Genomic DNA, 23197 nt, shown 5'->3' with positions numbered 1-23197 from the left:
CCTCTCACTGTGGGGGCGTCACGCCGGCCGTGCCGGTCCGGTGTGCGCGGTACTCGGTCGCCGGCACGGCAGGCCAGCGATGCGGGATGTCGATGCCGGCCCGACGCAGCAGGTCCGCGCGGCGTCGCGTGGCCTCGGTACGCAGGGCGTCGACGTCGACGGTGGTGATCCGGCGGTCCCGGATCACCGGCCGGCCGTCGACCAGTACGTCCCGTACGGTGTGACTGGCCGCCCCCCAGACGAGCTGGGTGGCCAGGTCACCGGGCGGGGTCCACGCGATGGTGCGGGTGTCCAGCACGACCAGGTCGGCGGCCTTGCCGACCTCGATCGAGCCGGTCAGCTGCCCGAGCCCGACGGCGGCCGCGCCGTCGATGGTGGCCAGGGCGAAAACCTCGTCGGCGCGCAGCGGATCGGCCGCACCCCGGTCCCGCTCCAGCCCGGCGAAGAGCCGGGCGGCACGCCACACGTCCGGGGTGTCGCCGGCGTTGTGCGAGTCGCAGCCCAACGCCAACCGGCCACCGGCGCGCAGCAGTTCGGTGTGTCGGCCGGCCCGGGTGAAGCCCTGCCCGAGCCGCAGGTAGGCGCCGGGGCAGGAGGCGACGGCGGCGCCGCTGGCGGCGAGCACGTCGACTTCGTCGTCGTCGAGCCAGACGGCGTGGCCGAGCAACAGTCGGGGGCCGAGCACGCCGAGGTCGCGCAGGTGCAGCACCGGGCGGGGGCGACCGGCCACCGCGTACGCGGCCGGGTCGTCGGCGCTGGGCGACAGGTGCCAGGTCATCGGTACGTCGAGCCGATGGGCCAACTCGGCGGCGCCGGTGAACAGCTCGTCGCTGGCCAGGTCGTGGCCGACCAGGGTGACCCACCCGGTGACCAGACGGTCGCCGGCCAGGGCGGTGACCGTCTCGGCCTGGGCGGCGAGGGTGTCGGCGGCGGGCATCGCGTACGGGGCGTCGGCGACGTCCCAGCCCCAGCCGCCGACCCGGGCCCGGATGCCGGCGGTACGCAGGCCGGCGGCGACCCGCAGCGGATGGCCGACGGTGCCCGGCTCCAGCAGGGTGGTGACGCCGTAGCTGAGCGCCTCGACGGCGGTGAGGGTCGCCGACAGTTCGTCGTCGTCGCCGGTGACGGCGGCGTGCAGCGGCACGATCCAGTCGAAGATGGCCTGCTGCGCGGGGACGTGGTCGGGGATGCTGCTGCGGATCAGCGGGTCGGCGGTGGTGTGCTGGTGGGCGTCGATCAGGCCGGGGACGACCAGGCAGCCGGCGGCGTCGAGTTCCGGGGCGTGCGGGTACGCCACCCGCAGGGCACCGGTGGGGCCGATGTCGGCGATCCGGCCGTCGACGACGGCGATCGCTGCGCCGGTGACCACCTCCCGGCCGGGGGCCATGGTGACGATGTCGGCGTCGACGATCAGCAGGTCGGCGGTGCCGGTGGCACCGTCGACGGCCGGGGCGGGGTTCGGTGGCGTGGTCATGGCCGGATCAGGATCTTGCCGACGAGGTCACCGGACTCCTGCCGGGCGTACGCCTCGGCGAGGTCGGCGAGGGGGTATTCGGCGGCCCGGACCACCCGCATGCCACCGGCGAAGAAGGCGGCGAGCATGGCGGCGAAGTCGGCCGGGGTGTAGGCACCGGCGCCGAGCAGCCGCAGGCCCCGGTGGTAGACGTTGGCCAGTGACAGGCTGACCTGGTCGCCGCTGGTGTTGCCGAGTAGGACCAGCCGCCCCTCGGTACGCAGGCTGGCCAGCGAGAGTTCCCAGGTGGCCGCGCCGACGTGGTCGACGACCAGGTCGACGCCGTGGCCGTCGGTGTGCGCGGCGACGGCGGCGGCCGTCCGGTCGTCGAGGTCGAGCACGACGTCGGCCCCGAGGTCGGCGGCGGCGGCACGCTTGGCCTCGGTCCGGGCGATCGCGACGACCCGGGCACCGGCCTGGCGGGCGAGCTGGATGGCGGCCATGCTGACCGCGCTGGTGGCCGCCGGGATCAGCACCGTCTCGCCGGAGCGCAGCTGACCGACGCGGTGCAGGGCGTTGAAGGCGACCGCCCAGGCGGTGGGCAGCGCGGCGGCGTCGGCGAGGGCGACGTGGTCGGGCACCCGGTGGGCCAGCGCGGCCGGTACGGCGACGTACTCGGCGAAGCCGCCGGGGCGGTTGCCGCCGATGACCGCGACGGTGGCGCAGTAGCCCGGGTTGCCGCTGACGCAGTCGGTGCAGCGTCCGCAGCCGGTGGTGGGGTCGACGACGACCCGGTCGCCGACCCGCAGGCTGGTCACGGCCGCTCCGGTGGCGACCACCCGGCCGGCGAGGTCCATGCCGGCGATGTGCGGCAGCGCGAACCCGGGCAGCAGCCCGGGGCCACGCCGCTGCAGCAGGTCGAGCCGGTTGAGTGCGGCGGTGTCGACGGCGACGACGGCGTCGGTCGGGCCGGCGACGGGCTCGGCCAGGTCGTGCAGGCGCACGACCTCGGGCCCCCCGAAACCGGTCTGAACCATCGCTCGCACGGTGCCCCTCCGCTGTCTACCAAACGATATGCCGTCTTGCATTGTGATGCAGGTTGCTTAGCGACGTACTTTGCCTGCGGGCCGGCGGCCTGTCAACGCCTCGACCGAAACTGGCTCAGCGACGTAACGTGCCTGTGATCCGCGGGCCGCCAGCAGCCGCCAAGATCGCGATCGACCTGCGGTTATCCGGCATCGGCCGCGATGATCAGCAGCTCCCGCGCGACCAGCGCGGTACGCAGCACGGCAGCCGTCGACGGATCCAGCGGATCCACCCCCAGCAGCCGCTTGATCAACCCGACCCGGTAGCCCACCGAGTTACGGTGCAGATGCAGTTGCTCACTCACAGCTTGCCTGCTGCCCCCACTGGCCAACCAGTGGTCCAGGGTGCGCAGCAGATCGTCACGGCCGGCGATCGGCCCGAGGTGGCGGTCCACGTACCAGTGCAGCCGCTCGTCCGGGACCGCCAGCAGCAACTGGGCCAGCCCGGCCCGGTCGAACGGCAACTCACCGGCCGGCCCACCAGGCGACAGCCCCGGCGGACCGGCCGGATGACGCAGCAGCAGCCCCAGCAGCAGCCGCGCGTCGCGGAACGACTCCGGCGTCCGACCCGGATCGGCGACCGCGCGACCGCAGGCGACCAGAACCTGTCCGGCACCGACGATCTGCTCCAGCCGGCGGCGCAACCGGGCGACCTCCCGCTGCGGGTCGTCGTGCAACAGCGTCCAGCCGTACCCGTCCTCGATCAGCACCGGCCGGTCCAGCCAGGTCAACGCCGAGGCCCACCGCCGTCGCTGGGCACCCGTGTAGCCCAGGGCGACCGCCGCGTGCGGCTGGTCCAACCGCCAGCCGTACGCGGCGGCGGCCCGCAACAGCTCCTCGGGCCCGGCCACGGCCCCCGCGCCGGGGCCGTCACGCAACGCCCGCAGCACCGCATCGGCACCGACCGGTACGGGCGGTTGCGGCGGCTCACGGCGTACCGCCTCGATCAACAGCGCGGTGACCGCGGCCCGGCCGTAGTCGAGCTGGCGTCCGTCGACCGGCTCGGCCAGCAGCAGTACGCCGAGTCGCCGGCTGCCGGTCCCGACCGGTACCGCCCGGCCGAGCCAGCCGTCGGTGCACCGCACCCGCTCGGCACCGAGCAGGTCGGGGTCCGCCACCCGCGCCCCGGACCAACCGCCCCGGCGGCGGTCGACCCCGCCGCCCGCTCCCCCGGCACCGTCGTCCCGGCCGCTGTCGCCGCTGTCGGCCAGCAGGTCACCAGCCGGGCCGACCAGGCGTACGCCGGTGCCGGTGACCTCGGCCACCCGGGCCAGCAGCACCGGCCAGCCGGCACCGCCGAACGCCAGATCGGTCAGCCACTGGGCGAACTGCTCCGGGTCCGGCTCGGCCGCCACCGACAGCCGTGGCCGCGCCGGTACCGGGCGTTCGGCCGGGCCGGTCACGTCGGCGGTCGATCGAGCAGCCGGACCGCGACGGCCTTCTCCTGGGTGTACTCGCGCAGCGCCGCGTACCCGCCACCCCGGCTGAACCCGCTCTCCTTCTGCATGTTGAACGGGAAACCGATCACCCCGGCGTCGTGGAACTGGTTGACCGTCACCTGGCCGCTGCGGGCCTGCCCGGCGACCCGCAGGGCGCGGGACACGTCCGAGGTCCAGATGCAGCTCAGCAGGCCGAAGTCGGTGCCGTTCATGATCGACACCGCCTCCTCGGTGGTCCGGAAGCCCTGGACGGCCAGCACCGGGCCGAAGACCTCCTCACGGGCCAGCCGCATCGTCGAGTCGACGCCGTCGAAGACCGTCGGGGCGACGTACCAGCCGTCGCCGGACCCGGACGCCGCCGACGCCCCGCCGGTGACCAGGCGTGCCCCGGCCGCCGGGGCCTCGGCCAGAAAGTCCCGGACCCGCTCGTACTGAGCCTGGCTGACCAGCGGACCCATGTCCAGGTCCTGGTCCCAGGAGCCGACCCGGACCTGCGCCATCGCGGCGGCGATCCGCTCGACCACCTCGGCGCGGATCGACTCCTGTACCACCAGGCGGGAACCCGCGTAGCAGTTCTGCCCGGCGTTCTCGGTGATCGACGCGACGATCGCCGGCACCGCGGCGTCGAGGTCGGCGTCGGCGAAGACGACGTTCGGCGACTTGCCACCGAGTTCGAGCTTGACCGGCACCAGGTGCTCGGCGGCGGCCCGCATCACCGCGCGGCCGGTGACCGTGGAGCCGACGAAGCTGATGTGGTCGATGTCGGGGTGTCCGGTCAGGGCGACCCCCGCCTCGGGCCCGAGCCCGGTGACGACGTTGAGCACCCCGGGCGGCAGGCCGGCCCGGCGGGCCAGCTCGGCCAGCGCGAACGGGGCCAGCGGTGCGATCTCCGAAGGCTTGAGCACCACCGTGTTGCCGGCGGCCAGGGCCGGGGCGACGTTCGCGGCGGTCAGCACCGCCGGCACGTTCCACGGGATCACCACCGCACAGACCCCGTACGGCTCCGGCTGGGTGTAGCCGAAGTAGTCCGGGGTACGGGTGGGCAGGGTGACGCCGGTGAGCTTGTCGGCGGCACCGGCGAAGTAGTCGACGATGCCGTGCGCGATGTACATGTTGAGCCGGCCGCCGGAGCGGGGTTTGCCCACGTCACGGGCCTCATGGACGGCAAGGTCCTCGACATGGGCGGCGATCAGGTCGGCCCATCGGCGCAGCATCGCGCCCCGCTCGCTCGGCGACGTGGCCGCCCAGGCGGGGGCCGCCCGGCGGGCGGCGGCGACGGCGCGGTCCACGTCGGCGGCGCGGGCCCGGGCCACCGGCTGGATCGTCTCCCGGGTCGCCGGGTCGAGGACAGGGAGTTCGCCACCGTCGGCGGCCGCCTCCCAGGCACCGTCGATCAGCTGGCGGGCAGCGGGAATGTCCAGGTCAGCCATGGTGGAATCCTTGACCCTTCATGTTCCGCATGTCAAGATGCAGTCTCGCTTTGTGAGTCATCGGGGAGGTCGTGTGCGCATCACGGCGGCGGTTGTGAACAACGCGGGGGGTCCGTTCGCCCTCGAGGAGGTCGAACTGGCCGGGCCCCGTCCGGACGAGGTGCTGGTCCGGGTGCACAGCGTCGGCATCTGCGGCACCGACCTGGAGTTCGCCACCTTCTTCCCCACCCCCGCCGTACTCGGCCACGAGGGCGCGGGCGTGGTCGAACAGGTCGGCGAACGGGTCACCGGAATCTCGGTCGGCGACCACGTCGCGATGAGCTTCACCTCGTGCGGCACCTGCTCGCTCTGCCTGACCGGCAGCCCGGCCTACTGCCGCAGCTTCGACGCGGTCAACTTCACCGGCCGCCGACCCGACGGCAGCAGCGCGCTGTCGCGCGACGGCGAACCGGTCAACGGGCACTTCCTCGGTCAGTCGGCGTTCGCCAGTCACGTCGTCGCCCCCGCCCGCGCGGTGGTGCCGATCAGCAAGGAGATCGACCTGCGCCTGGTCGGACCGTTCGGCTGCGGGTTCGGCACCGGCGCGGGCGCGGTGCTCAACGTGCTCCGGCCACCGGTGGGGTCGACGATCGCCGTGTTCGGCGCGGGCGCGGTCGGTGTCGCGGCGATCCTGGCCGCCAAGGTCGCCGGCTGCTCGACGATCGCCGCCGTCGACGTCAACGCCGACAAGCTGGACACCGCCCGGCTGCTCGGCGCCACCCACGGCGTCGACTCGCGCTCCGGCGACACCAAGGAGCTGCTGGCCGCGATCGCACCGCACGGCTTCGACTTCGCCATCGACGCCACCGGCCGCGAAGAGGTGGCCCGCACCGCCGTGGAGGCCCTGGGTCCGCTGGGCCGGTGCGGGATCGTCGGGGTCGGCCCCAGCGAACAGATGAGTTTCGACTGGCGCAGCATCCTCAACGGACGCAGCGTCACCGGGATCATCGGTGGCGCCAGCCTGCCCCAGGTGTTCCTGCCGAAACTGCTGGACCTGCACACCGCTGGGCGGTTCCCGGTCGACAAGCTGCTCAGCTACTTCCCGTTCACGCAGATCAACGAGGCCGTGGCGGCGGTCCGCAGCGGTACGGTCGGCAAGGCCGTCCTCACCTTCTGACCCTCCATGATCGCGACGATCTTGCAGTTATCGAGAGCTTTTGTCCGATTTCCCGGTCGATAAGCGCAAGATCGTCGCGATCATGAGGCAACGCGGACACCCTGGCACGACAGGCAGGCGAGTTACAGTGTCTCAAGGTGAAACGTTGTCTCGTAATGTGAACACGATTACTCTCGGCGACAGACACCCAGTGGCGCGGCTGGGAAACACCGCGCGGTAGCCAGCATCCGTGGAGCTCGTGCGCCATGACTGACTTCGACCACCACTCCGCCACGTGCAACGCCGACCCGGTCGGGTACTACCGGACGTACCGGGAAAAATGTCCGGTCGGGCGGACCGCCGCGCACGGCGGCTTCGTCTACACCACCCGGTACGCCGACGTGGTCCGCGTCGCCCGCGACGACGACACCTTCTCTTCCGCCAGGGCCACCGCCGGCGGCGACGGCACCGCCATCGTCATCCCGCGCGGACCCGGCCTGGAGCAGTACCCGATCGAGCTGGACCCGCCGGCCGCCACCGGCTACCGGGACCTGATCAACCCGCTGCTCACCCAGGACGCGGTGGCGAAACTCGCCCCGATGATCGCCCGGCACACCACCCGCGTCGTCGACGCCTTCATCACCGAAGGCTCCGTCGACTTCGTCCGCGACCTGACCAACCCGCTGCCGGCCGCCGTCACCCTGGACTGGCTCGGCTTCCCGGAGTCGGACTGGGCCAAGCTGGCCAAGCCGATCCACGACATCTTCGCCGCCCTGCCCGGCAGCGACCGCGCCATCCGGGGCGCACAGGGGCTGGCGTACCTCGACGAACGGATCCGAGACCTGATCCGCGACCGGCGCGCCGAACCCGCCGACGACGCGGTCAGCTACCTCGCGGCCCAGCGCCGCGCCGACGGTGAACTGTTCAGCGTCGACGAACTCGTCTCGGTGATCGGGCTGCTGGTCGCCGGCGGCGTCGACACCACCACGTCGCTGACCGGATCCACCCTGGTGCACCTGAGCCGTCACCCCGAGCAGCGCCAGCGGCTCATCGACACCCCGGACCTGCTCGACAGCGCCACCGAGGAGTTCCTGCGGGTCTTCGCCCCGTCGCAGTCGATGGCCCGCACGGCCCGCGCCGATGCCGAAGTCGGCGGCTGCCCGGTCAGCGCCGGCGAGCGGATCCTGATTCCCTGGGTCGCCGCCAACCACGACCCGGCGGTCTTCCCCGAGCCCGAACAGGTCCGCCTCGACCGTGACGCCACCCGTCACCTCAGCTTCGGCATCGGCAGCCACCGCTGCGCCGGCGCGCACCTGGCCCGGCTGATGTTCCGCGAAATGATCACCCAGGTGCTGACCCGGCTGCCGGACTACCAGGTTGTCACCGACGGTCTCGTCGGCTACCCCACCAAGGGGAACCAGACCGGCTGGGACGCCATCCCGGCCGTGTTCACCCCCGGCCGCCGCGCCGCCGACGCGGCGACCGGGGGTATCCCGGTGGCGAGCCGCCCAGGTGGGGACCGGGAACTGGTCGTCCAGGCGGTCACCCGGGCCGCCGACGAGGTGCTGGAGGTACGGCTGGCCGCCGCCGACGGCGCACCGCTGCCGGCCTGGGCACCCGGCGCCCATCTGGAGGTACGGCTGCCCTCCGGTCGACTCCGGCAGTACTCGCTCTGCGGTGACCCGGCCGAAACCGGGCACTACCGCATCGGCGTGCTGCGCGAGACCGCCGGCCGGGGCGGCTCCGTCGAGCTGCACACCGTCGCGGCCACCGGCGCGACCCTGACCGTACGGGGACCACGTAACCACTTCCCGCTGGTCGACGCCCCCGCGTACCTTTTCCTGGCCGGCGGCATCGGGATCACCCCGATCCTGGCCATGGTCCGCGAGGCCGTCCGGCGCGGTACGCCGTACCAGGTCGTCTACGGCGGCCGCAGTCGCGCCTCGATGGCCTTCGCCGACGAACTGGCCGCCCTCGCCGGTGACCGGGCCGCCCTGCTCCCGCAGGACGAGGCCGGACTGCCCGACCTGGCCGCGCTGATCGGCGGCGTCAACGACGGCACCGCCATCTACTGCTGCGGACCCGGCGCGATGATCAACGCCGTGGAGCGGGTGTGCGCCGACGCCGGCCGGAGCGGGCAGCTGCACGTGGAACGCTTCGCCGCCGGCGACGACCTGGAGGTGCCGTTCGACCCGGCAGCCAACACCGAGTTCGACGTGCACCTGGCCCGCACCGGCGTCACCCTGCGGGTGCCGAAGGACAAACGGATGATCGAGGTGCTACGCGAGGCGGTACCCGGGCTGACCTACGACTGCGAGAAGGGGTACTGCGGCGCGTGTGAGACGCGGGTGCTGGCCGGTACGCCGGAACACCGCGACTCGCTGCTCACCGCCGACGAGCGGGCCGCCGGCCGCAGCATGATGATCTGCGTCGGGCGGTGCAGCTCGCAGCGGCTGGTGCTCGATCTCTGAGCCGGCTGTACGACGACAACGCTGAGCCAGCCGTACGACGGCGAAGGGCGGGACCGGATGAACCGGTCCCGCCCTTCGCGTGATGTCACCGATGCCCTGGCACCGATGCTGGTCGGCTTAATGCGGACGGCCCGGCACGCTACAACGTTGGAGCGTGTCGGGCCGTCCACGTACCGGAGTGGTCAGTTACCCCACTCGATGTTCACCTCGGCCGCCTCGGCGATCTGGAACCGGCCGCCCGGCACCACGTCCGCCGCGCCCCGGTCGCTGACCACGTTCTTGCCGAAGCCGTCGACCAGCGGGCGGCCGACGTCGCGCTTGAGCCACAACCGCAGCAGGTGGCGACGACGCTCCGGCTCCGGGTAGTCGACGTAGCCGGTCCGCGAGTGCAGGGCGGCGTAGTTCAGCAGCCACTGCACGTCCCCGGGCTGGAAGTTCATGTCCAGCGCCAGACCCGGCTCCTGGGAGATCTCGTCGTAGAGGTGCAGCAGCTCGATCTGCGCCTCGGTGAGGCGCGGCACCTCGGGGTAGTCCTGCGCCGAGAAGATCATCGAGCTGCCGGCGTACGTGCTGAAGATGCCGTCGACGTAGCTGCAGATCGGCGACTCGTAGGTCTTCGCCGGGGCGTCGTGGTCCTGCTTGTACCAGTCCCAGTGCCACGGCTCGAACAGCAGCGGCGCCAGGTCCGGCCGGCGGCGCAGGATCTCGTTGTAGATGGTGGTACCACTGACCAGGCTGCTCGCCCCGCCGTCCTTCGCCGCGCGCAGGCACATCAGCGCGACGACGTCGGAGCTGTCGGAGTGGAACGGCAGCCGGTCACGCACCCGCGACGGCAGCGCCGACGGGTCGTCGAGGGTCTTGTTGGAGGTGGCGATGACGTGGTCGAGCACGTCGCCCATCTGGTTCTGCGCCATCGGTACGCCGAGGTGCAGCCCCATCACGAAGAAGATCGCGCCGGCCAGGGTGTCGCCGTACTCCTCGGTGCGCAGGCCGCGGACGAGGATGAAGCCACGGCCGGAGTCCATCTGCTGGGCGCACTCGGCGTTGAGGCCGGCGCAGACCGGCAGCGGGTAGTCGGCGGCGGTCACCGTACGCAGGTCGGGGTCGTCGGCGACGAACTTGCGGCCGACGGTCTCCAGTTCGGTCCGCTCGGCGTCGCTGAGGTGGTAGATCCATTCGGTGGACGTGCTCAGCTCGTCACCGCGCCAGGCGGACGGGCCGGAGATCGGTGCGAGGTCGATTGCGGTCGTCATGATGATGCGCTCCGAGGTCGTCGATTCTGATGGGAGAGTGCCGGTGTCCCGGTGCGACGCAGGTGGCGTTTCTGCACCGGTGCTTCAGGACAGGGCTGGCTTCCCGCCGGACCGGCGGCGCACACGTGCGCGGCGGTCGACGGGACTCGAAATCAGAACGGGGTCTGCGGGTCCCCGGCAGCGGTCCCGGGGCGCATGCCCTCGCGCGGCGGGTGGACCCGCAGCGGCTCCTCGTAACCGCGCACCAACAATCCAGAGCCTTGCGGAACTCGGATCATGGCGTTCTCCTGCGGCTATGTGGTCGTGCGATCCAGCCTAAGCCAGCGCCCGTCGGCCGTCAACAGAGACGCCGTCTCGCAATACGATCAATCTTGGCGGCTCTCGGCGGGGGTGCCAGCCCGACTCTCGGCGGGGGGTGCCAGCTGACGGAGCGCCCGGTCGAGCAGGTCGACGAGCGTGTCGGCGGCCCCGGCCGCATCGAAGCCAGGGTCGGCGAGGCGCTGCGCCACGATCGCGTCGATCGCACCGTTGACGATGACGGCCGTACTGCGGGAATCGACCTCGGCGCGGTAGTCGCCGGCCGCCCCGGCCGCGTCGATCAACCCCGCGACCACCGCCTGGCGGCCCCGGTCGTCCGGGCTGTCGGTGACCCCGGCCTCGGCGGTGATCGCCTCGATGATCATGCGAGCGTGATCGGGACGGGCGTCGAGGTGGCCGACCAGCGCCCGGATGTACGCGTACAGGGCCTGCGCGCCCGACTGGTCGGCGACCGCCGCGCCGACCGCGCTGGTGAGCGCGTCGATCACCGACTGGTACGCGGCCCGGACCACGGCGCCCTTGGTCGGAAAGTGGTAGAGCACGGCCGCCTTGGAGACCTCGGCGGCCTCGGCGATCCGGGCCAGCGACGTGCCGGGATACCCGTGCTCGGCGATGAGGTCGATGGTCACCTGGACGAACTGCGCCCGCCGGGCTCGCTCGGTGATCGTCAGCGGTTTGCCCGCCAGGTCCGGACCGGTCGATGACATGGGGTGAGCTTACCGGTCAGGCAGAAATTCTACCGTGCGGTTAGACTTCTGACCGTACGGTAAGTCCGCCGACCCGGAGCCCGCAAGGAGGACGCAGGTGCGCCGTCCACTCCCCCGCCCGCGCCGCCGCTGGCTGATCATCGGTGGCGCCGCCCTGATCGCCGTCACACTCCTGATCGCTGCCCTCGCCATGCGCGCCCCAGCGCCGGTCGGCCATTTCACCTCGGCCGCCGCGCACGACCGCTTCCTGGCCGCTTACCGGCAGGCCATGGCTGAGCTCCCCAGGCCCGATCAGACCCACGACGTGCGGACCAGCTACGGCGTGGTGCGGCTCTACCACTTCGCCGGTGCCGAGCCGGACGCCGATCCGCTGCTGCTGTTGCCGGGCCGGACGGCGGCCTCGCCGGTCTGGGCCGACAACCTGCCCGCGCTGCTTCGACTGCGCAGCGTCTACACCATCGACCTGCTCGGCGAGCCGGGGATGAGCATCCAGCAGCGGCCGATCGAAACCCCCAGCGACCACGCGCAGTGGCTACACGAGGTGCTGGTGGAATTGCCGGAGCCGGCCATCCACCTGGTCGGGCTCTCGATCGGCGGCTGGACCGCGATGAACCTGGCGGTGCACCGGCCGGAGAAGATCGCCAGTGTCACCCTGCTCGATCCGGTCCTGGTCTTCGCTGACCTGTCCTGGCAGGCGATCCTCCGGTCGATCCCGGCCAGTGTCCGCTGGTTCCCCAGGTCATGGCGCGACGACTTCGCCAGCTGGACCGCCAACGACGCGCCCGTCGAGGACGTACCGGTCGCCCAGATGATCGAGGCCGGCATGCAGACGTACGCGCTGAAGCTCTCCGCCCCACACCGGATCACGCCTGAGGACCTGGCCGGGGTACGGACTCCGACGCTGGCGCTGCTCGCCGGCGAGTCCCGGATGCACGACACCGCCGAAGCGGCCGAGGTCGCCGACAGCACGCTGCCCGAGGCGACCGTGGTCGTCTACCCGGACGCCTCCCACGCCATCAACGGCGAGTACCCGGACCGGATCGCCGCCGACATCGCCGACTTCCTCGCCGCGTCCGGTCGATAGCCGCCCAGACCCGGCCCTGGGGCAGCGGCCTCGATAAGGCCGGAAACGTGGCCAGCAGTCGTCGGGGGCTGCGCGAGAGCCCGACTCACTCCACCGTGTAGCGGACCTCGCCGGCGACCACGGTGGCCAGGACGGTGCCGGCGAGCAGCGCGTCGGCGTCCGGGGTGAGCGGATCGACGTCGAGCACGGTCAGGTCCGCCGGCTCGCCGACCCGCAGCACGCCACCGCCCCAGCCGGCCTGCGGACTGCCCGCCACCTGCGCCGCGCCGGTAGTGAACAGTGCCAGCGCCTCGGCGGCGGTGACCGCCTGATCCGGCCCGAGCGGCTCGTCGCGGCCCCGGACCCGACGGGTGCGGGCCTGCCAGATGCCGTGCAGCACCGACATCGGCGGTCCCGGCCCGTCGGAGCCGCCACCGACCGTCACGCCAGCGTCCAGCCAGGTTCGCAGCGGGTTCGCGGCGGCCGCCGCCGGCTCGCCGAGCCGCTCGATCAGGTTGAGCCCGAACGCCCACTGCAGCGCCGGGTGCGCCGACACCGGCACGCCGAGTCGCCGGGCGGTCGCCATCGCCGCCGGCCCCGGCCCGAGGTAGGCGTGGATCAGGTGGAAGCCCAGGCCGGCGATCGGCGTACCGGCCGCGACCTCGGCGAAGACCGACAGGGTCAGGTCGATCGCGGCGTCGCCGACGGCGTGCACGCCGACGCCCCGACCGTGCGCCGCCGCAGCGGCGCAGTGCGCCCGCACCGTCTCGGTGCGCAGACTCTGGTTGCCGTGGTAGCCGTCGGTGCCCGGCCAGGGCGACGAGCGCAGTGCGGTGCCGAGCGAGCCGCCGCCGTCGAGGAAGAGCTTCGTCGGCCCGGCACGCAACAGCCCGGGTGCGACCCTGTCAAGATCAAGTTCATCGAGGGTACGCCGTACCTGCGCGTCGTCCACGTCGTCGCCGCCCAGCGGCATCGCGACGGTGCGCAGCCGCAACGCGCCGGACCGCCCGGCGGCGGCGTACGCGGCCAGTTCGGCGGCCGGCAGCGCCGGGTCGACGGCGGTGGTGATGCCGTGGGCGAGCAGTTGCGCCTGTCCGGCGGTGATCCAGTCGATCCTCGTCCGCTGATCCGGCTCCGGGATCACCGCACGGACCAGGGCGACCGCCGGATGCTCGACGAGCAGCCCGGTCGGGCTGCCGTCGGCATACCGGTCGATCCGCCCGCCCGGCGGGTCCGGGGTGGCGGCGGTGATCCCGGCCAGCCGCAACGCGGTCAGGTTGGCGATGCCGTCGTGGCCCTTGCGGTCCAGCAGCACCGGCCGACCCGGGGCGGCGGCTTCCAACTCGGCTGCCGACGGCAGGCGGTGTTCGGCCAGGTCACCGGGGTCGAAGCCGGCGTCGGCCTCGATCCACCGGCGGGTGGGGTACCGGCGGGCGTACCGGGTGATCCGGTCGCAGATGTCGCGGACGCTGGTCGCGTCGTCCAGGCCGACGCGGGCGGCGGCCCGGCCGGCCCAGATCAGGTGCACGTGACTGTCGACGAAGCCGGGCAGCACGACCCCGCCGGGCGGGGCGAGCTGCGGCGTACCAGTGGGGACGGCATCGCGGACGGCGCGCAGGTCACCGACGGCGACGATCCGGCCGGCGCGCACCGCCACGGCTTCGGCGCGCGGGCCGGCCGGGTCCATCGTGTGCACGTCGCCGACGACCAGCAGGTCACCGCCGGTCACGATGTCACCTGCCGGATGGTGAGCGCGTCGTGCAGGGTACGGGCGGTGTCCGCCCCGGCGTGCACCGCGTCGTGCAGCCGTGCCGGGCGCAGCGCGTCGCCGCAGCGCAGCACCGGTCGGCCGGCGGCGACCGCCGTAGCATCGTCGTACAGGTCGTTGCGGGGCTCGCGGCCGACCGCCGCGACGATCAGTCCAGCCGGCACCGTCTCGCCGTTCACCTGCACCTGCCGTTCCTCGATGATCCTGGCCTGGCCGCCGAGGACGAGCCGGACGCCGAGGTCGGCGAGCAGATCGGTCCAGGTCGGCGGGTCGTCGGGGGGTTCGGTGTCGAGCACCCGGGTGGTGTCGCCGATCAGGGTGACGTCGGCATCCCGGCGGGCCAACGCGGCGGCGGTGCTGGTGCCGGTCCGGCCGGCACCGATCACCACCACCGGGCCGTCGGACGGCGGCGGCACCGTGCCGCGCAGCACGTCGAGCGCGGGTACGGCACCGGGCAGCACCCGCTGGTCGCTGCCGGTGGCGACCACCAGTCCGGCCCACTCACCGGTCAGGTCGTCGCTGCGCAGCGGGGCGTCGACGACCTCGACGTCGCTGTCCGTCAGCCGGGCCGTCAACCAGCGCAGGTACGGGGCGAAACTGTCGTGCACGCCGGTGTCCACGGCGTCGCGCAGCGCACCGCCGAGTCGGCCGCCGGTGTACAGGCGGACCCGGTGGCCACGCTCGGCGAGGGCGTGGGCGGCTTCCAGGCCGGCCGGACCGGCGCCGGCGACGAGCACCGGCGGCACAACGGCACCGGCGACGGGCACTGGAAGATCCACCGTGGACCGGCGCGGCGCGGTGCGATCCGGTCGACTCAGCGCCGGGTTGACGGTGCAGGCGACCGGACGGCCGACCAGGGCGGCGCGGGCGTGGCAGCCGTCGTTGCCGCGTACGCACGGACGGATCCGGTCGGCGGTGCCGGCCAGGGCTTTCCCGGCCCAGTCGGGGTCGGCGAGGAAGGCCCGGCCGAGCGCGACCAGGTCGGCGGTGCCGTCGCGGATCAGGGTAGCGGCCTGCACCGGGTCGGTCACCCCACCGCAGGCGATGACGGGCAGTCCGTACCCGCGCAGGTCACCGGCCGACCGCCAGGCGGCACCGGGCGGTACGGCGGCCGGCGGCACCTGCCGTACCCGGGTCTCGTGGTTGCCGGACGAGACGTGCACGGCGTCGACCTGGCCGGCGGCGGCCAGGGTGCGCACCAGGGCGGCGGTCTCGGCGAGGTCCTGGCCGCCGGGCTCGTGGTCGCGGTCGGACAGCCGTACGGTGAGCGCCACCTCGGGGCGCAACGCGGCCCGGCAGCGGGCGACGACCTCCAGCAGGATGCGGCGTCGCCGGGCCGGGTCGCCGCCGTAGCCGTCGGTACGGCGGTTGGTGTGCGGCGACAGGAACCCGGCGAGCAGGTAGCCGTTGGCGGCCTGGATCTCCACGACCCGGAACCCGGCCCGGGCGGCGCGGTCGGCGGCCCGGGCGAACCCGGCGACGACCTCGGCGATCTCGTCGACGGTGATGGAGCGTGGGCGCAGCCCGAGGCGGCGTTCGATGGTCGGCCAGGGCACCTCCGAGGCGGCGACGGCTTCGCCGGGCAGGGTGCGTTGCCGGCCGGCGTGGGCGATCTGCAGACCGGGCACCGCTCCGGCGGCGGCGATCCGCTCGGCGACGGCGGCGAGCGCGGCGGCGTGGTCGTCGCTGGCGATGCTGAGATGGCCGGGGAAGCCGCGGGCGGTGTCGTCGTCGATCGCGGTGAACTCCACGATGGTCAACGCGGCACCCCGGCCGACCCGCCCGTAGTGGTCCCGGTGCCACGGCTGGGCGAACCCGGCGGCGTCGGCCGCGCCGGTCGAGGTGGGCGCCTTGACGATCCGGGACCGCAGCCCGACCGGCCCGAGTCGGTACGGGGCGGCGAGCACCGCCGCCGCGTCGGCGGAGTCCATCAGCCGCCTCGCAGCACCCGGGCGGCGCCGTCGGCGCGGGGGTCGCTGGCGGCGTCGAGGCCGGCCGGGGTGAGCCGGGCCAGTTGCACGTGCCCGGCGTCGTCGTGACGCTGCGGCAACTGGACCACCTGCAGGTCGAGGTCGGCGGCGGTGGCGCGCAGCGCGTCGGTGTCCGGGGTGTCCGGCTCCAGCAGCAGGCTGGGCCGGTCCTGGCCGACGTCGCGGGCACCGATCACCCACCGGGGGCGGGCCAGCAGCCCGGCCGGGTCGGTGGTGGTCAACGCGTCGGCGGCGACCTGGGCAAGGATCCACGGCTGAGCCCGGCCACCCTGGCAGCCCAGCGCGAGCACCCGGTCCGGGCCGGTGGCGATCGCCGGGCAGAGGGTGTGCGGTGGGCGGGCACCGGGGCGCAGCCGGCCGGGGTGGGCCGGGTCGAGGCTGAACACCGACCCCCGGTTGTGCAGCACCAGGCCGGTGCCGGGTTCGCAGATGCCGGCACCGAAGGTCTGGAACACGCTCTGGATCAGGGTGACGGCGGTGCCGTCGCTGCCGACGGCGGTGACGGCGACGGTGTCCCCGGCAGGTTTCGGACCGGTCGGCGGGGTCGGTCCGGTGGGGGTGCCGGTGCGCAGCAGCAGTCCGTCGAGGTCGATCGGGCCGGTCCGAGGGTCGCCGAGCAGGGCGTCGCGCCGCTGCTCGGCGGTCCGGGCGGTGGTCAGCGCGGCCGACAGGTGGTTGGCGGGGGCGGTGGTGGTCGCTGCGGTGGCAGTAGCAGTGTCGGCGGTTGCTCCGGAGAGCATGGCAAGCAGGGTGGCCCCCTGGCTGGGCGGCGGGGCGACAGACCAGGTCACCTCGGAGCCGGCGGCGGCGTACCGCAGTGGGTCGGTGATCTCGGCGGCGTGGCCGGCGAGGTCGGCGGCGGTCAACGGGCTTCCGAGGGCGGCCAGCCCGGCGGCCAGCGCCTCGGCGAGTTCGCCCTGGTAGTAGTCGCGCCAGTCGGCACCGACCGTGCCGAGGGTGCGGGCCAGCGCCGGCTGACGCAGCACCGACCCGGTCGGCAGCGGCGTACCGTCGCCGTCGAGCAGCAGCGCCGCGAGGCCGGGATCGGCGCGGACCACGTCGAGGCGGCGCAGGATCGCCGCAGCCAGGCCGGGGCTGACCGGTACGCCGCCGGCGGCCAGCTCCACCGCCGGTGCCAGCACCCGGGCCAGCGGCAGCTGGCCGCCGAGGTCGGCCAGCGCTGCCCAGCCGGCGACGACGCCGGGCACGGTGACGGTCAGCGGCCCGCCCGGCGGCATCCGGTCGGCGGTGGCACGCAGCGCCGCGACGTCGATGCCGACGGCGGCCGCACCGACCGACAGCACCGCCCGGACCTGGTCGTCGGGGGTACGGACCAGCGCGATCAGGTCACCGCCGGCCGAGCACTGGTGCGGGTAGGCGACGGTGAGCGCGGCAGCGGCGGCGAGGGCGGCGTCGACGACGCCGCCTCCGGCGGCCACCACGTCGGCGGCGGCGTCCAACGCGGACGGGTGTGGTGCGGCGATCGCGATCTCGGTCGGCATGCGGATCAGTCTCGCCGGTCAGTCGCGCTGGATCAGGATGGTACGGGCGAACGCCCCGTCGGCGCCGACCAGTTTGGTGGGCAGGCAGACCAGTTCGTACTCCCCCGGTGGCACGGCGTCGAGGTCGGCGTTCTCCAGGATGATCACGCCGGAGCCGAGCAGCGCGTGGTGGGCGTCCCAGGTGTCGGTGCGCCGGTGGCTCTCGATGGTCAGGTAGTCGATGCCGATCAGCGCGACCTGCTGGTCGATCAGCCAACGGGCGGCTTCCGGGGAGAGCCCGACCCAGGACTCGGCACGTTCGGTCTCGCGCAGCGGGCCGGCCGAGTTGCTGGTCTTGAGCAGCACCCGCGACGCCCCGGAGACGCCGGCGGCGACCAGGTCGTCGACGGTCACGTCACCGTCGACACCGGTCAGGTCGGCGACGACCGCCGGGCCGACCAGGGTCTCCAGGGCGACCTCGTCGATCGGGGTGGCACCGTCGACGAAGTGCGCGGGGGCGTCGACGTGGGTGCCGGTGTGTGCGCCGAGCCGCCACCGGGTGACGTTGGAGGCGTCGCCGTTGGCCAGCGACTCGACGATCTCCACCTCGGGTTTGCGGCCCCAGTGCAGCATCTTCGGGTGGATCGGCAGGGTGATGTCGTAGATCTTCACGCGGGTCCTCCGGGCAGAGCGTGGCGGGACGGTCAGGGCGCGGGCGGTCGGGGCCGTGCAGGACGGTCAGAACCGGGGCGTGACGGTCAGGGCCGGTGGGTGGGGTCGGGCCAGGGTTCCCGGACGGCGGCGGCGACGGCCCGGGCGGTGGTGGCCACGCAGCGGTCGAACTCGGCGCGGCCGTGCTCGGCGGTGGCGTCGGCGACGTCGCGGCCCCACACGCCGGTGTCGCTGACCTGGTCCATCCGGTAGTCCCAGAAGGAGTCGACGTCGCGGTGCGAGGTGGCCTTCGCCATCTGGACCAGGTCCGGGTGCAGGTGCAGCATCACCGAGGTCTCGAAGTAGTTGGCGTGCATCAGGCCGCGGCCGTAGTAGACGTGCCCGTCGACCTCCGGCCCGGGGTACATGGTCACGTAGGCCAGGGCCCGCACCCGGGCGTCGCGGTGGCGTACCCGCAGCTTCTCGGCCGAGACGTCGAGCGAGCCGGCGTTCCAGATGTGCCCGTTGAGCAGGATGAACTGCCGGACACCGCTGGCGTGCAGCGAGTCGATGACGTCTTCGACGACGGCGATGAGGGTTTCCGGGCGTAGCGCGATGGTGCCGGCGAAGTCGCCGTGTGAGGCGGAGACGCCGTAGCCGATCGGCGGCACCACGGGTACGCCGGTGAGCGCGGAGACCTCGCGGGCGACCGCGTCGCAGATCAGCGTGTCGACGGCGAGCGGCAGGTGCGGGCCGTGCTGTTCGGTGGCACCGACCGGGACGATCACCGCATCGACCGTGGTCGCCGTCTGGCCGGCCTCCGGCCAGGTCAGGTCGGCCCAGGCAACCGGGGTGCCGGGGCCGCCGAGTTCGGCGGCGAGCGCCGCCCGGTCGAGGTCGGTGTGGGACTGGTCGGACACGGTGTTCCTCTCGGTACGTGGACGTGGTCGGCGCGGGCCGCACGGTCGTGGTCGGCGCGGGTTTCGCGGTCGGGTCGCCTCACCAGGCGCGGCGGGACTTCTCCGGGAGCAGGTCGATGGCCGCCATGGCGGTGACGGCACCGTCGACGGTGGTGATCCAGACGCGGGTCTGCGGGCTGTAGTCACTGATCAGCTCCCGGCACACGCCGCACGGGGCGATGATCCGGAACCGTCCGGCGGGTTTGATCTGGACGGAGACGACGCTGTCGACGGTGAGCGGTGCGTCCGGTGCCAGCGCGCCACGGGCCGCCCCGAGGGCGACCCCCTCGGCGCAGATGGAGCTGCGCCGGCATGACCCTTCCAGGTGGACGCCGGTGTGGATGGCACCGTCGGGGGTACGCAGCGCGGTGGCGACCTCGTGTCGGCCGGCGACCCAGACCTTCGACAGCAGCCGCTGGGCGACGTCGAGCAGTTCGACGTCGCCCGGGGCCATGTCGGCCGGCGGCGGCACCGGGGCGACGTCGGCGGCGGTCACGCGGAGATCCCGAGGAGTTTCGCCATGTTGCCGCCCTCGACCAGGGCCCGGTCGGCCGCGTCCGGGATCGCCTTGGCGATCTTCATCCGTTCCAGGTCGAAGTCGGAGCCGGGCCACTCGCTGCCGAGCAGGATCTGCTCCGGGCCGAGCCGGGCGTACGCGCGCCGGACGTCGCTGATCAGCGTCGCCGAGGTCTCCAGGTAGATGTGCGGGTTGCGTTCGGCGACGATGATCGCCTCCGGGACGTTCCACACCGCGCCCATGTGGGCGATGATCGTCGGCACCTGCGGGTGGCCCTTGGCGATCTCCTCGATCGCCAGGGGTGCGCAGAACGCGTCGTCGAGCGCGTTGATCAGCACCATCAGACCGTGTTCGGCGCAGGCGGCGAAGACCGGGTCGAGCAGACCGTGGTCGGCGACGTGGTAGCCGTGCATGCTCGGATGCAGTTTGAGGCCCTTGAGGCCGGCGTCGGCGATCCGGGCGATCTCGTCGAGCGCGTCGTCGTCGGCCGGGCGGACCTGCCCGAACCCGAACAGCCGGTCGGGGTACGCCTTCGTCAGGCCGATGATGAAGTCGTTCTCGATCCGCTGGGCCAGCGAGCAGACCATCGCCATGTCCACCCCGGCGGCGTCCATCCGGTCCAGGATGCGGCGCGGGTCGAACGGTGTGTACGGCGGCGGGGCCTGGCCGGGACGGGCACCGGTGAGGTAGTCGGACCGGCCCCGTACGTCCTGGGTGGTGTTGTACGCGTCGATGATCATCGTGGTGCGCCTCCGGTGGTGACGGTCGATGGTGCCGGGATGTCGGCCGGCACCAGGGGCAGATGGCAGCGGACCGTGCGGTCCGCGGCGATGGGCCGCAACGCGGGGGGTTCGCTGCGGCAGCGGTCGACGGCGTACCGGCATCTGGTGTGGAACAGGCAGCCGGCCGGCGGATGCGCAGGATCGGGCAGCTCGCCGGCGAGCACGATCCGCTCCCGCCCGCCGGTGCGGTCCAGCGTCGGTACGGCCGACAGCAGTGCCTCGCTGTACGGGTGCGCCGGGCCGGCGAAGAACGCGTCGCGGTCGGCGACCTCGATGATCTGGCCGAGGTACATGACGGCGATCCGATCGGCGATGTGCCGCACCACGCCCAGGTCGTGCGAGATGAACAGCATGGTCAGGCCGCGCTCGCGGGTCAGGTCGGCGAGCAGGTTGACCACCTGGGCCTGGATGGAGACGTCGAGGGCGGAGACCGGCTCGTCGGCGACGATGAACCGGGGGGACGGGGCGAGCGCGCGGGCGATGCCGATCCGTTGCCGCTGCCCGCCGGAGAACTCGTGCGGCCGGCGCCGGCCGGCGTCGCGGCCCAGCCCGACGAGGTCGAGCAGGTCGTCAACGGTACGGCGGGCCTGGGCCCGGCTCATGCCCCGGCCGCGCAGCAGCGGCTCGGCGACGCTGTCGGCGATCCGCCGCCGGGGGTTCAACGAGCTGAACGGATCCTGGAACACCATCTGCAGGTCGGCGCGGGTCTGCCGGAACACCGTGCCGCGCAGGCCGGTGATCTCCTTGCCGAGCAGTCGGATGCTGCCGGCGGTGGGTTCGGTGATCCGCAGGATGGCCCGGCCGAGGGTGGACTTGCCGCAGCCGGACTCGCCGACCAGGCCGAGGGTCTCCCCCGACCGGATCTCCAGGTCGACGTCGCGCACGGCGCGGACCGGGTCCCCGCCGCGCCCGGGGTACTCCACCCGCAGGCCGGTCAGCTGGATCAGCGGCACACCGGTCACGGCTGACCTCCGACTCGTGCGGGGCTACGGGCGGCGTGGCGGGCTGCCGCGTCGAGCAGGCAGGCGTCGAGGTGGCCGGCGTCGCCGTACCGGCGGATCAGCTCGGGTGGCGCGGTGTCGCAGCCGTCGTGGTGCAGCGCGCAGCGCGGGGCGAAGCCGCAGCCCGGCGGGCGGGTGACGCCGGTGAGCGGGCTGCCGGGGATGGCTGGCAACGCGTCGGCGACCGGACCGTCGACCCGGGGCACCGAGTCCAGCAGGCCCATCGTGTACGGGTGTTGCGGCTGGTACAGCACCTGGTCGCGGGTGCCCTGTTCGACGATGCGGCCGCCGTACATGACGGCCACCCGGTCGGCCACCTCGGCGACCACCCCCAGGTCGTGGGTGATCAGCACGATCGAGGTGCCGTGCTCGGCCTGCAGCCGTTTGAGGGTGGCCAGGACCTGGGCCTGGATGGTCACGTCCAGGGCGGTGGTCGGCTCGTCGGCGATGAGCACGGTCGGGTCGTTGGCCAGCCCGATGGCGATCATGACGCGTTGCCGCATCCCGCCGGAGAGCTGGTGCGGGTAGGCGCGGGCGTTACGGGCCGGGTTGGCGATACCGACGTCGGCGAGCAGTTCCTCGGCCCGCCGCCAGGCCTGCGCCCGGCTGACCCGCTGGTGGGTACGGATCATCTCGGCGACCTGGGCACCGGCGCGTTGCAGCGGGTTGAGCGCGGCGAGGGCGTCCTGGAACACCACCGAGACGTCCCTGCCCCGGACCTGGCGCAGGGTGGCCTCGCTGGCGGTAGCGAGGTTGCACCCGTTGAAGTCGACCTCGCCGCTGATGTGGGTGCCCGGTGCGCGGTTGAGCCCGACCAGGCTCATCGCCAGGGCGGACTTGCCGGAACCGGACTCGCCGACCAGGGCGAGGATCTCCCCGGCGTACAGGTCGAGGTCGACGCCGGCGACGGCAGGCAGCCGTCCGGCGGGCACGTCGAACTCGACCCGCAGCCCGCGTACGGACAGTACGGGCGGTGCCGGGGCCGCCGGGGCGGAGGTCACCGGGGCGCTCCGGCGAGGCTGGCGGCGGCCCGCTCCACCAGGTCGGCCACCTCGCGGGGCCAGACCCGGGGGGTGAAGTGGCTGCCGGTGATCTCGGCGACGGTGGCGCCGGCGCGGGCCGCCATGTCCCGTTGGGTGTCCGGACGCAGCGTCTTGTCCTGCGCGGCGACCAGGTACCAGGCCGGCGTGGTGCGCCAGGCGGGCACCCCGGTGGGCTCGGCGAAGATCGCGTTGGAGCTGGGCCGCGAGTCGGCGTCGAAGCTGGCCCGTTCGTCCTCGGGCACGTCCCAGCCGATCTCGGCCCAGTACTCGGGGCTGTGGTCGGAGAACCATTCGCCGTCGGGTCCACGCCGCATGTGCCGGCTGACCTCGGCCGGCGGATACCGGCCGATGATGTCCTGGATGGATTCGCCTTCGTCGGGGGCGAACGCGCAGACGTAGACGAGCCCGGCCACCCGCTCGTCCCGGCCGACGTTGGTGATCACCGCGCCGCCGTAGGAGTGGCCGACCAGCAGCACCGGCCCGGCGGTGGCGTCGAGAAGGGCGGCGGTGTTGGCCACGTCCTCCCGCAGCGAGTTCATCGGATTGGTGACCAGCTGCACCCGGTGGCCGGCGGCGCGCAGCAGCGGTGCGACGCCGGACCAGGTGCTCGGGGTGCCGCCGGCACCGTGCACCAGCACAATATCCATGAT

General features: G+C 73.4%; 19 protein-coding genes. 3 read left to right on the top strand and 16 right to left on the bottom strand.

Features of this window, described 5'->3' with window-relative positions:
* Positions 1-4 precede the first annotated feature (4 nt).
* From ACN28F_RS24265 to ACN28F_RS24250, 4 genes are all read right to left on the bottom strand, one after another.
* Positions 5-1474: an amidohydrolase family protein gene (locus tag ACN28F_RS24265; protein WP_289210188.1), complete on the bottom strand. Its 1470-nt coding sequence runs from the start codon at positions 1472-1474 to the stop codon at positions 5-7.
* Entirely contained in the window at positions 1471-2490 is a 1020-nt protein-coding gene (locus ACN28F_RS24260) for a zinc-binding dehydrogenase (protein WP_289210187.1), read from the bottom strand. The genes ACN28F_RS24265 and ACN28F_RS24260 overlap by 4 nt, the downstream gene beginning before the upstream one ends.
* A gap of 191 nt (positions 2491-2681) precedes the next feature.
* Positions 2682-3941, bottom strand: a complete 1260-nt coding sequence (locus tag ACN28F_RS24255) for a PucR family transcriptional regulator (RefSeq protein WP_289210186.1) — start codon at positions 3939-3941, stop codon at positions 2682-2684.
* Positions 3938-5407 carry an aldehyde dehydrogenase family protein gene (locus tag ACN28F_RS24250; RefSeq protein ID WP_289210185.1) on the bottom strand — a complete coding sequence of 490 codons (1470 nt, stop codon included), beginning with the start codon at positions 5405-5407 and terminating at the stop codon, positions 3938-3940. The genes ACN28F_RS24255 and ACN28F_RS24250 overlap by 4 nt, the downstream gene beginning before the upstream one ends.
* Before the next feature lie 94 nt (positions 5408-5501).
* On the opposite strand from ACN28F_RS24250, the gene ACN28F_RS24245 reads away from it, so the two are divergent.
* Positions 5502-6563 (top strand): NAD(P)-dependent alcohol dehydrogenase, encoded by a 1062-nt coding sequence (locus tag ACN28F_RS24245; protein ID WP_289210184.1) that lies wholly within the window; start codon positions 5502-5504, stop codon positions 6561-6563.
* A gap of 245 nt (positions 6564-6808) precedes the next feature.
* Entirely contained in the window at positions 6809-9013 is a 2205-nt protein-coding gene (locus tag ACN28F_RS24240) for a cytochrome P450 (protein WP_289210183.1), read from the top strand.
* A gap of 182 nt (positions 9014-9195) precedes the next feature.
* Here the strand turns inward: ACN28F_RS24240 and ACN28F_RS24235 are convergent, their stop codons facing one another.
* Together ACN28F_RS24235 and ACN28F_RS24230 are read right to left on the bottom strand one after the other, a co-directional pair.
* Positions 9196-10266, bottom strand: coding sequence for a TauD/TfdA family dioxygenase (locus ACN28F_RS24235; RefSeq protein WP_289210182.1), 1071 nt, complete (start codon positions 10264-10266; stop codon positions 9196-9198).
* A gap of 365 nt (positions 10267-10631) precedes the next feature.
* Positions 10632-11291, bottom strand: coding sequence for a TetR/AcrR family transcriptional regulator (locus ACN28F_RS24230; RefSeq protein WP_289210181.1), 660 nt, complete (start codon positions 11289-11291; stop codon positions 10632-10634).
* Positions 11292-11388: 97 nt separating this feature from the next.
* Between ACN28F_RS24230 and ACN28F_RS24225 the strand changes: the two genes are divergently transcribed.
* On the top strand, positions 11389-12375 hold the full coding sequence (locus ACN28F_RS24225; RefSeq protein WP_421359826.1) for an alpha/beta fold hydrolase: 987 nt from the start codon (positions 11389-11391) through the stop codon (positions 12373-12375).
* Between the two features lie 85 nt (positions 12376-12460).
* Here the strand turns inward: ACN28F_RS24225 and ACN28F_RS24220 are convergent, their stop codons facing one another.
* From ACN28F_RS24220 to ACN28F_RS24175, 10 genes are all read right to left on the bottom strand, one after another.
* A complete protein-coding gene (locus ACN28F_RS24220; protein ID WP_289210179.1) occupies positions 12461-14083 on the bottom strand; it encodes an amidohydrolase in 1623 nt (540 codons plus the stop codon).
* Entirely contained in the window at positions 14080-16053 is a 1974-nt protein-coding gene (locus ACN28F_RS24215; protein ID WP_421359825.1) for an FAD-dependent oxidoreductase, read from the bottom strand. The genes ACN28F_RS24220 and ACN28F_RS24215 overlap by 4 nt, the downstream gene beginning before the upstream one ends.
* The gene (locus ACN28F_RS24210; protein WP_289210177.1) at positions 16053-17615 is read right to left on the bottom strand and encodes a gamma-glutamyltransferase; all 1563 of its coding nucleotides are present in this window, start codon (positions 17613-17615) and stop codon (positions 16053-16055) included. The genes ACN28F_RS24215 and ACN28F_RS24210 overlap by 1 nt, the downstream gene beginning before the upstream one ends.
* A gap of 18 nt (positions 17616-17633) precedes the next feature.
* Complete coding sequence (locus ACN28F_RS24205) at positions 17634-18266, bottom strand: cyclase family protein (protein WP_289210176.1); 633 nt, start codon at positions 18264-18266, stop codon at positions 17634-17636.
* Positions 18267-18352: 86 nt separating this feature from the next.
* Positions 18353-19165 (bottom strand): creatininase family protein, encoded by an 813-nt coding sequence (locus ACN28F_RS24200; protein ID WP_289210175.1) that lies wholly within the window; start codon positions 19163-19165, stop codon positions 18353-18355.
* Between the two features lie 79 nt (positions 19166-19244).
* On the bottom strand, positions 19245-19700 hold the full coding sequence (locus tag ACN28F_RS24195) for a hypothetical protein (protein ID WP_289210174.1): 456 nt from the start codon (positions 19698-19700) through the stop codon (positions 19245-19247).
* Entirely contained in the window at positions 19697-20461 is a 765-nt protein-coding gene (locus ACN28F_RS24190; protein WP_289210173.1) for an amidohydrolase family protein, read from the bottom strand. The genes ACN28F_RS24195 and ACN28F_RS24190 overlap by 4 nt, the downstream gene beginning before the upstream one ends.
* Positions 20458-21465, bottom strand: coding sequence for an ABC transporter ATP-binding protein (locus tag ACN28F_RS24185; RefSeq protein ID WP_289210172.1), 1008 nt, complete (start codon positions 21463-21465; stop codon positions 20458-20460). Before ACN28F_RS24185 ends, ACN28F_RS24190 begins: the two co-directional genes overlap by 4 nt.
* The gene (locus ACN28F_RS24180) at positions 21462-22505 is read right to left on the bottom strand and encodes an ABC transporter ATP-binding protein (protein ID WP_289210171.1); all 1044 of its coding nucleotides are present in this window, start codon (positions 22503-22505) and stop codon (positions 21462-21464) included. Before ACN28F_RS24180 ends, ACN28F_RS24185 begins: the two co-directional genes overlap by 4 nt.
* Positions 22502-23194: an alpha/beta fold hydrolase gene (locus ACN28F_RS24175; protein ID WP_289210170.1), complete on the bottom strand. Its 693-nt coding sequence runs from the start codon at positions 23192-23194 to the stop codon at positions 22502-22504. Before ACN28F_RS24175 ends, ACN28F_RS24180 begins: the two co-directional genes overlap by 4 nt.
* Between the last annotated feature and the right edge of the window lie 3 nt (positions 23195-23197).

Origin of the sequence: Solwaraspora sp. WMMA2101 (assembly GCF_049179175.1) — a bacterium.
Classification (GTDB): domain Bacteria; phylum Actinomycetota; class Actinomycetes; order Mycobacteriales; family Micromonosporaceae; genus Micromonospora_E.
The sequence above is the reverse complement of the archived record's forward strand: the minus strand, read 5'-3'. Positions and strand labels throughout refer to the sequence as shown.